At 65.7% G+C, this 9,482-nt stretch carries 9 protein-coding genes; 2 read left to right on the top strand and 7 right to left on the bottom strand.

Annotated elements, in window-relative coordinates; all coding sequences use genetic code 11:
* Positions 1-93 precede the first annotated feature (93 nt).
* Positions 94-825: a hypothetical protein gene (locus GXY33_17750; protein NLX06985.1), complete on the top strand. Its 732-nt coding sequence runs from the start codon at positions 94-96 to the stop codon at positions 823-825.
* Positions 826-902: 77 nt separating this feature from the next.
* Here GXY33_17750 and GXY33_17745 read toward each other — a convergent pair whose 3' ends face one another.
* Positions 903-1,946, bottom strand: a complete 1,044-nt coding sequence (locus GXY33_17745; protein NLX06984.1) for a phosphotransferase — start codon at positions 1,944-1,946, stop codon at positions 903-905.
* Positions 1,947-1,966: 20 nt separating this feature from the next.
* Positions 1,967-3,328, bottom strand: coding sequence for an aspartate kinase (locus GXY33_17740; GenBank protein ID NLX06983.1), 1,362 nt, complete (start codon positions 3,326-3,328; stop codon positions 1,967-1,969).
* 435 nt (positions 3,329-3,763) lie between these two features.
* Between GXY33_17740 and GXY33_17735 the strand changes: the two genes are divergently transcribed.
* The gene (locus GXY33_17735; GenBank protein NLX06982.1) at positions 3,764-4,393 is read left to right on the top strand and encodes a DUF502 domain-containing protein; all 630 of its coding nucleotides are present in this window, start codon (positions 3,764-3,766) and stop codon (positions 4,391-4,393) included.
* 9 nt (positions 4,394-4,402) lie between these two features.
* Here the strand turns inward: GXY33_17735 and GXY33_17730 are convergent, their stop codons facing one another.
* From GXY33_17730 to amrA, 5 genes are all read right to left on the bottom strand, one after another.
* Complete coding sequence (locus GXY33_17730) at positions 4,403-5,440, bottom strand: thiamine phosphate synthase (protein NLX06981.1); 1,038 nt, start codon at positions 5,438-5,440, stop codon at positions 4,403-4,405.
* Positions 5,441-5,452: 12 nt separating this feature from the next.
* Positions 5,453-6,649 (bottom strand): hypothetical protein, encoded by a 1,197-nt coding sequence (locus GXY33_17725; GenBank protein ID NLX06980.1) that lies wholly within the window; start codon positions 6,647-6,649, stop codon positions 5,453-5,455.
* Positions 6,646-8,208 (bottom strand): xylulokinase, encoded by a 1,563-nt coding sequence (gene xylB, locus GXY33_17720; GenBank protein ID NLX06979.1) that lies wholly within the window; start codon positions 8,206-8,208, stop codon positions 6,646-6,648. The genes GXY33_17725 and xylB overlap by 4 nt, the downstream gene beginning before the upstream one ends.
* Before the next feature lie 119 nt (positions 8,209-8,327).
* Complete coding sequence (locus GXY33_17715; GenBank protein NLX06978.1) at positions 8,328-8,864, bottom strand: hypothetical protein; 537 nt, start codon at positions 8,862-8,864, stop codon at positions 8,328-8,330.
* 25 nt (positions 8,865-8,889) lie between these two features.
* The gene (gene amrA / locus GXY33_17710; GenBank protein ID NLX06977.1) at positions 8,890-9,474 is read right to left on the bottom strand and encodes an AmmeMemoRadiSam system protein A; all 585 of its coding nucleotides are present in this window, start codon (positions 9,472-9,474) and stop codon (positions 8,890-8,892) included.
* Positions 9,475-9,482: the final 8 nt, after the last annotated feature.

Genomic DNA, 9,482 nt, shown 5'->3' with positions numbered 1-9,482 from the left:
TCGCAGAAGGAGATCGCGGATTTTCTGGAAGTGCCGGTGACCACAGTGAACAACCGTCTTCACGCGGCAAGGGTGCAACTGAAGGAAAGGATGATGACGATGGTGGAAAAGACGATCAAAGACAACGCGCCGGACGAACGGTTCTCCAAACGGGTGATCGAGCAGTTGCTCGCTCGCCCTCGGCCGCTGGAGATTCCGGGCCATCCGGTGCGCGAGGCGTGGGACCTGATCCGCCGTGCGCTACCGGATTATGAGGTGATCGAAGGATCGGAGGTAGTCGATCGGTCCGAACTGGCGGTGGTGCGCGAGGACCTGGACCGGACGTACCATCTGGACGATCAGACGGCGCTTCGAACGCAAATGACGGTGACGACGCTGGCGGCGGTCCGCAGCCGTCAGGCTCCGGTCCGATTGATGGCGGCGGGACGGGTCTTCCGCCCGGATCCTGAGGACGCCACGCATTTGAAGATGCACCACCAGGTCGACGGTATCCGGATCGAAGCGGGTGTGAATGTGCGGCAGCTCAAGGAAACCCTGGAACGGGTGGTGGCGGCGTCGGTCGGGCCGACGGAACTGCGTTGGACCGAGTGCACGTTCGGCGGGTTCGTGCAGGAAGGATATGAGGTGTTCGTGAAGGTGGCGGGAACGTGGCGTGACATCGCCGGCTGCGGACTGCTTCAACCGCAGACGTTGAGGGCGGTTGGATTCGACCCCGGGCGGGTGAACGGTGTGGCCTTCGGCATCGGCTTGGAGCGTCTGGCCATGATCCGGCACAGCATCGACGATATCCGCAAGCTGTACGAGCCGCCGTATGTGGCTGGCTGATTCTCGTTGCAGGAAGTGGACATTTCTGAGCACTTGTTGCCACGGAATGGATGAGCGATGCCCGTGGTTGAGGCTGGTCACTCGGTTGGGTACCAGGTCAGGTCGGACCAGGATTGGGCGGCGATGAGTCTGGGCCACTGGGTGTCGAACCAGAGGTGGTCGGGGATGCGGCGGCCGGGTGGACGGGTGCGGTAGGACAGGAGGGCGTCGGCGATCAGTTGCATCTTGAACGCCTGCAGCGGCGGCCAGCCGCCGTAGCCTTCGTAAAAGGGCTTGCGCCAGGCGAAGGATCGCAGACGCGGAGCGAGGGTGTCCTCGATACCGACCAAGTCCATCAGCGGATTGCCGGCGCGGGCGCCTTCGAAGTCGTAGAAACCGCGAACGCTCCAGCCGGCGGCGGTGCGCTCGACGTGGAAATGGTGGACATGGCAGTTGCCGACGGCAAAGTGCGGCGGGTGGTAGAAGGGTCGGACGATCTGGGCCATGTCGGCCAGCAGGCGTTTCAGACTTGCGGCGGTTTCGGCGGTGAGGGCGCCGGCGGTCTGGGCTTCCGGGACCTTCTGCAGGGCGTCGGCTTGGTCGGCTGCGGCGGGATCGGCGAGAAACGGCCAGGCGTAAACGGGCGGAACGGGTTGGCCCGGCTGGGCGAATTCGGCGTGGGCAGGTTCGATCAGGCCGGGCAGCGAGAATTCGATGGAGTGGAGGCGGCGAAGGTATCGGCCGAGGGCCCGGAGGATGTCGTCGGCCTGGTCGGGATGGGCGAGGATGGCGTCGGGCGCAGCCGTACCGCCCAGATCGCCGCAGAGGAAGACGGATCGCGGCACGATGCCGCGGGTGTACTCACCCCAGCTTGGGTACGGCAGGGCGAGGCCGAACTTCCGCAGCAGGGCGGGCACGGCGCACTCGCGATTGACGACGAAGAACGTGTCCGGCTGATCGGCGTACCAGCGGGCGGTGTGGAACTTGGCGTAGTAGACGCCGTGACCGGCGGTGGCGATGCGGAAGACGGTGTTGATCGATTCGAGGCGTTCGATGGATTCGATCGCGACCGCTCCGATCGGCGCGAGCAGTCTGCGTGCCTGTTCGGCGTTCAGTTCGGCTTTCGTCGTTTCCGCGGCCACGCGGCCTCCCGCAACGTCGGCTAACGGTGATTCTCGAAGAACTCCTGATAGAGGGCGCGGACGGCGTTGTCGGCTTCGTCGGCTTTGACGCCGAACATCATGGAGACCTCGGAGGAGCCCTGGTTGATCATCTCGATGTTGACCTTGGCGCGGGCGAAGGCGGCGGTGGCGCGGTCGGCCACGCCGACGCGGCGCCGCATGCCCTCGCCGACTACCATAATCAGGGCCAGGCCGCGTTCGACGGACACCTCGTCGGCTCCGAGCTCGCCGCGGATGCGGGCAACGACGCGGGCCTCCTTCTCAGCGGTGAACTGCTTCTCGCCGAGGATCACAGAGATGTTGTCGATGCCCGAAGGGGTGTGCTCATAGGAGAGTCGCTCCTCTTCGAGGATCTGGAGGAGCTTTCGGCCGAAGCCGACCTCGCGGTTCATCAGGTACTTGCTGACGAAGATGGAGCAGAAGCCGCGGTCGGCGGCGATGCCGACGGCGGGGCCGTTGCCGTTGTCGCGCTGAGGGACGATCATGGTGCCGGGAGCGGAGGGGTTGTTGGTGTTCTTGATGCAGACGGGAATGCCCGCCTTTACCACCGGCGCGAGGGCCTCGGCGTGGAAGACGCCGAAACCGGCGTACGACAGTTCGCGCATCTCGCGGTACGAGACCTTGGTGATGGCTCTGGGATTATCGACGACGACGGGACTTGCGGAGAACACCGAGTCGACGTCGGTGAAGTTTTCGTAAAGGTCGGCGTTGACCGCCGCGGCCAGGATCGCCCCGGTGATATCGGACCCGCCGCGCGGGAAGGTGACCAGATCGCCGGCGGGCGAATAGCCGAAAAAGCCCGGGAAGATCGTGATGCCCGGCGCGCCGACGAGGGCCTTGCGGAGGTTCTCGTAGGATTGCGGGAGAACCTGGGCGTTGCCGTACTCGTCGGAGAGCAGGAGCCCGGCGTCTTTGGGGCTGACGTAGTGGGCGTCGGTCCCGCGGGAGCGGAGGTAGGCCGCGACCAGACGGGCGGCGTGGTCTTCGCCGGCGGCTTTGAGCTGGTCGGTAAACTTCTCGGGCGAGGAGACGTCGGCGGCGATCCGCTGCCGCAGGTCGGCGGCGATCTCGCCGACGACCGCGTCGTCCATCCGCAGACCCTCGACGATCTCGCGATAGCGGGCGACCAGGTCGTTGAATTCCTTCTCAGCCGATCCGGCGGTCAGTTGGCCCTGGGCGCAGGCGATCAGCAGGTCGGTGACCTTGACGTCGGTCTTCGTGCGTTTGCCCGGGGCCGAGACGACGATCAGCCGCCGCTGGGGATCGGCGACGACGATGTCGCAGACCTTCCGGATCATCTCAGCGGTGGCCAGAGAGGTGCCGCCGAACTTCGAGACCTTCAAACCGTTTGCCCGGGACTGCACGTTCATGTCGTTCTCCTCGATATACCCAAGAAAAAAGCCCAGGGCGAATGTCGCACCTGGGCCTGATCTGCTTTTCGGTTCGTTCGCGGTCTAGGAAGGCCGCAGAGCCGAGCCGGTCGCAGACCAGGCCCGATCCGTCGTCGTTTTCATGCCCGACGTGGTCGATTTGCCCGTCTGTTTGTTCCGGCTCCGCATGGACTTCTCCGAACGCGTATGGATTTACTATATGTTTTTTCGGCAAATCCGTCAAGGAAAACTTAGGCGGATCAGGTGGCGGGAAGGCGGCGGCGCGGGCTGCCATGGCGGGGTGTCCGGATTTGCGATTGAAACGGGGCCTTGGGCGGAGGAAGATTACACGTGGGGCCCGGCTGAGGGTGACAGACGGGGCCGGGCGAATCGGGAAAGGACCGGGTCATGAAAAAGCTCAGCCGTATCTTCATTCGCGGGTTGGTGGCGGTGGTGCCGCTGGCGGTGACGGTGGCGGTGCTGTACTGGCTGGCGGTCAAGGCGGAGTCTTTGTTAGGAGGGTTCCTGCTCCAGGCTCTGGGAGAGAGGTTCTACGTGCGGGGGATGGGGCTGGTGGCGGGGGTGGTGCTGATCCTGCTGGTGGGGCTGCTGCTGCAGGCGTGGATCGTCCAGCGGATGTTCCGGGTGGGCGAGCGGACGTTTCAGCGGATCCCGCTGGTCAAGTCGCTGTACGGGTCGGTGCGGGACCTGATGACGTTCTTCGATTCGTCGAAGAAGAAGGAGTTCAACCGGGTGGTGATGGTGGATTTCGAGAACGGCCGGGCGAGCCTGGTCGGGATGGTCACGCGGGAGGACTTCTCGGACGTGCCGGCGGGGGTGGGCGGCGAGGACACGATCGCGGTGTATCTGCCCATGAGCTACCAGATGGGAGGGTATACCGTGATGGTGCCGCGGTCGGCGGTGCGCGAGGTGGACATGACGATCGAGGATGCAATGCGGTTCACCTTGACCGCGGCGATGTCGAGCAAGAAGGAGCCGACGAATCCGGTACTGCCGGCGGAGCGGGAGCGCCGCTGAGGCGGACGGTCAACCGAGGGCGGCGGCCAGCCGGCGGGCGGCGTCGACGGGATCGGGCGACTTGAGGACGGCGGCGGCCACGGCGATGCGTCGGACGCCGGCGGCCCGAAGCTGATCGAGGTTCTCGAGGGTGATCCCGCCGATGGCGACATGGTCGATGCCCGCGGCGTCGAGACGTTCGACGGCTTGACGAATGAACGCGAGCCCGGCGACTGGTTCGTGGGGTTTGGTGGCGGTGGCGAAGGCGGGCCCGACGGCGATGTAGTCCGGCCGCTGGTCGATCGCGGCGGCGACCTGGTCGAGGTTGTGCGTGCTCAGTCCGATAATCGCGTTCGGGCAAAGCGTTCGGGCGGTCTTCAGCGGCAGATCGTCCTGGCCCAGGTGCAGGCCGTCGGCGCCGACGGCGGCGGCCAGATCGGCCCGGTCGTTGACAATGAACAGTTCGCCCGCGGCGTGGCAGTGTTCGGCGAGGCGTTGGGACAGGTCGTAAGTCTGACGATCCGAAAGGTGCTTTTCGCGAAGCTGGAGGCAATCGACGCCCGCCGCCAGCAGTTCCGGAACCAGCGCGATCATCCGCGGCGGCGGGCAGAGGTCCGATCCGATCAGCAGATAGAGCCGGACGGCTCCGAACCTCGCGGCGGCGGCGGCGGTCATGATCTGCTTTTCCAGGTCGTAGGCCTCAAAACGCAAGCGCGCAGCGATGGCGGAAATCTGCGGATCGATCGGCGCGGCGTATTCCTCGATGGCGCGAAGCGCCTCCTGGAGGCGCTTGAACGAGGCGGCGGCCACCGGGCGCGGCCCGGTGCGCCCGTCGAGACTCGGGCTGGGAATGTCGCGGCCGACGTCGGCCAGCGAGTCGCGGGCGGCCAGCAGTTTCTCACGGCCCACCCGATCGGCGATTTCGTTGAGGGCGTGACGAAGTTGCTTCACGCGGATGGAAACCTCGCGGTCGTCGCGGACGAACCGGAAGAACTCCTCAATGACCCGCAACGCCTCGCGGGCCCGGTTCAGGTTCGCGTCCAGAATGCGGTAGAGCCGCTGTTGCATCCGTCCGTCCGCCTAGTTCCTGGTGGTCGCGCCGGCCGGCGCGGTCGTCGCGGACGGCGGAGGCACCGGCCACTGCGGCAATGCGATGCCGTAGTCCGGCATGGTCAGCGGCAGGAGCTGGAGCCACGCCATCAGGGCCTCGTAACGCGGGTCCTCGGCGCTCTTGAAGAAGGCCGGAACGGGCGTGGCGGTCGGCGGATGGGCCAGCTCGGGCCCGACCTCCGCGGGCGGCAGCGTATAGGTGGCCAGCAGCGAACGTTTGGGATTCGTGTGGTCCAGCAGCCGTCCCGCCTTGGCTGGGTAGGTCTCGAGAACGATGAAATTCTCGTAGATCTGATCGGTCTCGCGCATCGGCGTCACGAGTTTGAACGCCGACGGCCCTTCGCCGCCGTGGCAGGCGGGCGTGGCGCAGGTGCGAGTGAGGATCGGCACCACGATGCTGCGGAAGCCCATGATCAGCGGCGGGTCGTTGACGATCTCGATATCGCCCTGGTACTTGTCGCCCGTGCGAGCCTTGATCACCTGGAGCTGCTCGGCCGGCGTCGAGCGGAGGAACTGGCGGCGGTCCTGATCGGAAAACACCCCCTGCTGGACCATCTCCTCGAGGAAGCGCTCGCGGACCTCATTGCGGAAATTGGCGCGCAGGCGCTCGATCCGCCCCTCGATCGGGATCAGGGCGAATCGGATCTTCTGGATATCCCCCTCGCTGAGTTGGAAGCCCTCCTCGGCGCCGTCGCCGCGGAGGGTGCGGTTCATCTGTTGAATCCTCTCCTGGGCCCACGCCCGGGCGGCGATGGCCTCGCGGGAGGGATTGTCGGGGCTTCGGGCCGCCAGCTTCTCAGCCAGCTTCAGGACCTCTTCATAGAGCTGTTTGTTCTTGGCGTCCGGAAAGAGCTTGACGTATTCGGAGGTCTTGTCGTCCTCCTCGGTCTTGACGTCGCGCATCGCCTTTCGGAATTCAGCTTCGAGCTCAGCCACCTTGAAGACGTTGACGTTCTTGCGGCTGAAGGTGTGCTGTTCGCCTTCGATGTCGATCAGTTCGACCTGGTCGCCCTGGATCTGGGCCCAACCGCGGAGGTACGCCCCGGACTGGTCCTGGACGACGGTCATGGGCTTGCCCCGCATGTACTTGGGCTTGGCCGCGTCGGCGGCAACGGGAAGCACGGTCAGCACAGCCAGTGAGACGGTGATGAGCTTGAAGGCTTTCATGATGGGCTCCTTTTCAAACCGGTCCAGGCCAGCTTTGCCATATCGGGGAAGGCGGGCCTCAGGCATCCGTAGAGCCGGCCGAACATGGCATGATGGTCATTATACAATCTTACCAGGTCCCGTCGCGGTTTTGAAGTATCGACGCTCTTGACGATGGCCTTGCACGCGGCGGGCACCGACTTGTAGGCCCCGGTCCCGACGGCGGCGAGGATGGCCACGCCGAGGGCGGCCCCTTCGGTGACGTTGAGGGTGACCACCGGGGCGTCATACATGTCGGCTTGGAGCTGCCGCCAGAACTCGCTTCGGGCGCCTCCGCCGGAGGCACGGACCTGTTTGACGGGGATTCCCATTTCGCGCATGATCGTGACCTGGTCCTTCATGCCGAACGTCACGCCCTCCAGGACGGAACGGATGACCGCGGCCCGGTCGGTGCGGGCGGTCAGGCCGATGAAGCAGCCGCGGGCGTACGGGTCGGCGTGCGGCGTGCGCTCGCCGGTCAGGTAGGGCAGGAAGAAGAGGCCTTCGCACCCGGCCGGAGCCTGGCGGGCCTGGTCGATCAGGAGCGTGTATGGATCGACGCCGGCTTCCGCGGCCTGGCGGACCTCCTGCTGACCGAGCTGGTTGCGGAACCACTGGAGCGAACCGCCGGCGGCGAGCATGCAGCCGAAAACGCACCAGGCGCCGGGTACGGCATGGCACATGGTGTGGACTCGTCCGAGGGGGTCATAGGCGGGTTTGCTCGCATAGGCGAAAACGACGCCGGAGGTTCCGAGGGTGGCTGAGACGATGCCGCGGTCGACGATGCCGTTGCCGACCGCTCCGGCCGCCTGGTCGCCGGCCCCGCCGACGACGGGAATTCCCTCAGCCAGGCCGGTGGCCTTGGCCGCCACCGCGCTGAGCCGGCCGGTGACCTCGACCGACTCGTGGCACGGCGGGAACCAGCCTGCGTTCAGGTCGAGCTTCCTCATGAGTTTCTCGTGCCATTTGCGCTTGCTCACGTCCAGCAGGAGCGTGCCGGAGGCGTCGGAGACTTCGGTGGCGTAGACACCGGTCAGGCAGAGGCGGATGAAGTCCTTCGGCAGAAGGACGTGAGCGACCTTGCGGTAAGTCTTGGGCTCATGGTCGCGAAGCCAGATAATCTTCGGCGCGGTAAAACCGGTGAGGGCGGGGTTGGCGACCATGGCGATCAGCTTCTTGCGGCCGCCGGCCTTCTTCTCGATGTAGGCGCACTGGTCAGCCGTCCGCTGATCGTTCCACAGGATGGCCGGTCGCAGCGGCTCGATGCCGTCGGCGGGCAGGAAGACCGACCCGTGCATCTGGCCCGAAAGCCCGATCCCGCCGATCCGGTCGCCGGAGATGCCGCTCTGCGTCAGGACGGCGGCGATGCCGGCCACGGCGGCTTTCCACCAGTCCTGCGGGTTCTGCTCAGACCAGCCGGGTCTCGGCGAGGCGATCGGGTATTCCTGCGTGTCGCTGGCGGCAACCGCGCCGTCGCGGGCCATCAGGATCGTCTTGAGTCCGGAAGTGCCGACGTCGATGCCCAGATAGTACGTCTCCATCAGAAAGCTCCTGTGCCCACAATTGCGGAACCTTCCCACGATCTTGGATCGCGGAGTATGCGGGTATTATAAATCCGGCCTGGGGCGGCGACAACGACCTTTCCCGTCCGCGCGTGGCGCTAGTCGGGCAGGTCTTCGGGCTTCAGACGCGGGACGGAAATGAAGGGGCCGAGCGACACGGCGTCGCCCAGGGCCTGCTGGAAGCGCGCCTCATCAAGCCAGAGGACGACGATCCGGCGCTGGTGAAAGACCAGGACGTGGCGGCCCGGATCATGGAGCAGGCCCGTGTGAGACTGGGCGCAGTACGCGACAATGCTCCCTTCGGGAAGCATGGGGCTGCCGCCGAAACCGGCCAGCGGGTACTCGTAGTGGTCGGACCTGTATCGCCCGGAACGCAGGTCCAGAACGTCCAGCAGCGACGGGAGGCGATTCTCCCTGACCCCGTACTGCTCGAGGGCGATCGCCAGACGCACAGCGGCGCGGCGGCAATCGAGCTTCTGCGGCCACGATTTGTACCAGACTACAAAGAAGAGCATGACCGCGGAGACCACCATGACCGCCAGTACGCCGCGATACAGGTTGGTCCGCCGCTGTCGGAGGGTGGTCGGAAGGGTCTCGGGAGCTTTGGCGGTTTCGCTGCTGTTGTCTTGTATCATGGGGTTTTCCGTCGGTCCGGCCGGGCTATTCCTTTCCGAGTTGGCCCTCGGAGAACACCTCGGCGGTGAACAGGTAGACTTCCGTGTCGCGGTCCTTCCAGGCCCCAGCGGCCAGACCGGCCTTGTGCGAGCAGCAGTAGGACAGATACTGCTCGCGGTCCCAGCCGGTTTCGGTGGCGACCTGGGGCAGGAAGCATCCGGTGCGATAGCCGCGGCGGATGTAGATGCCGTGTTTACCCAACTCCAGAGACATCGGATCATCCGTCTTCTCCAGGGGCGAGAGCACCGAGATCTCGATGTCCAGCTCATCCAACTCGACGGTCCGCAGCCGCTGGTGCGTGAACCGCGGATCGGCCAGGGCGGCCTGGGCCATCTCGGCGACCGTCCGGTGCAGCGGCGCGTTGGCCTGGAAGGTGCCGATGCAGCCGCGCAACTGCCCAGCCACGTGCAGCGTCACAAAGCATCCGCACGGCAGATTTAGGACCGGGTCGCCGGGAGGTTCGGCGGGCGCCGGGTCGGTTCCGGCGACCTCGGCATTCACCACGCGCCGGGCCAGAGCCAGGAGCGTCCGCTTCTGCTCGTCGCTCAGTTGCAGTTCCTGATTCGTCATTGTCGCCA

The sequence above is a fragment of the Phycisphaerae bacterium genome (assembly GCA_012729815.1).
Taxonomy (GTDB): Bacteria; Planctomycetota; Phycisphaerae; order JAAYCJ01; family JAAYCJ01; genus JAAYCJ01.
Note: the sequence above shows the minus strand (reverse complement) of the source record. Positions and strands in the feature narration are given on the sequence as shown.